Source organism: Falsiroseomonas oryziterrae (assembly GCF_021864505.1).
In the GTDB taxonomy this organism is placed as follows: Bacteria; Pseudomonadota; Alphaproteobacteria; order Acetobacterales; family Acetobacteraceae; genus Falsiroseomonas; species Falsiroseomonas oryziterrae.
On sequence record NZ_JAKJIB010000592.1, the window covers coordinates 1 to 1191 of the forward strand.

Annotated in this window: 1 protein-coding gene; it reads right to left on the reverse strand. The window is 76.4% G+C overall.

Annotated elements, in window-relative coordinates; translation table 11 throughout:
- Positions 1–1191 (reverse strand): SDR family NAD(P)-dependent oxidoreductase (locus tag L2I40_RS23440; protein ID WP_237217759.1); only part of this gene is annotated, 1191 nt, incomplete at both ends.

Consider the following 1191-nt stretch of genomic DNA (forward strand, 5'->3'; position numbering starts at 1 on the left):
CGCGACCGGATCGGGCGCGGCGAGCAGCGCCGGCAGCGCATCCAGCGCCGCCTCGGCCGTCATCGCCTCGACGCCCATGCGGCGCCGCAGCGCCTGCGCCTTCGCATCGTCGGCGGCCAGCATGCCCGCATCGGCGATCGGCCCGAAGGCGACGCAGAGCGCGGGCCGCCCCGCCGCGCGCCGCCGCCGCGCCAACGCCTCCAGCCCCGCATTCGCCGCGACGTAGTTCGCCTGGCCCGGATTGCCGAAGGCGACCGTCGCCGAGCCGAACAGCAGGAAGAGCGAGAGCGGATCGCGCTCCGTCAGCCGGTCCAGCGCCTCGGCCGCGTCGAGTTTCGGCGCCAGCACGCCCCGGAAGCGCGCCGCGTCCATCGCGATCGCCGCGCCGTCGTCCAGCACGCCGGCCGCATGCACCACGCCGCCGATCTCCCGCCCCGCCCGGATTTTCGCCAGCGTCACAGCCAGAGCTTCCGCATCCGCGACGTCGCAGCCATGCACGGCGGCCTGCGCGCCGAGCGCCGCGAGCTCGCGCAGCGCCGCCGCATCCTCCATCCCGCGCCGGCCGAGCAGCGCGAGATGCCGCACGCCCTGCCGCGCCAGCCAGCGCGCGCATTCCAGCCCGAAGCCGCGCGTGCCACCGGTGACGACCACCACGCGATCCTGCGACGGGCGCCACGGCGAGGCCGCCACGCCTTCGGCCGGCGCGGGCGGGCGGATCACCAGCTTGCCGATATGGGCCGAGGCCTGGAGCGTGCGGAACGCCGCCTCCACCTCCGCCGGCGCGAAGGCGGCGAAGGGCAGCGGGCGGATCGCGCCCTCGCGCAGCCGCTGCGCGATGCGCGCCAGAAGCTGCGACGCCAGCGCTGGCCGCGCGCGCGGCAGCTCGTCCACATCCACCGCGAAATACGTCGCGTTGCGCCGAAGGGGGCGCAGCGGGGCGCGCCGGTTCTCCACGAAGTCGCGCTTGCCGAGCTCGACGAAGCGCCCGAAGGGTTTCGTGAGCTGCAGCGACCGCTCCATCGCCTCGCCGGCGAGGCTGTTCAGCACGACATCCACGCCGTCCGGCCATGCCGTGCGCAGCGCGCCGGCGAAGTCGCCGCGGCTGTCGAGCACGAGGTCGGCGCCGGCCGCGCGCAGGAAGGCGCGCTTGGCCGGCGTGCCCGCCGTCATCGCCACGCGCGCGCCGATCGC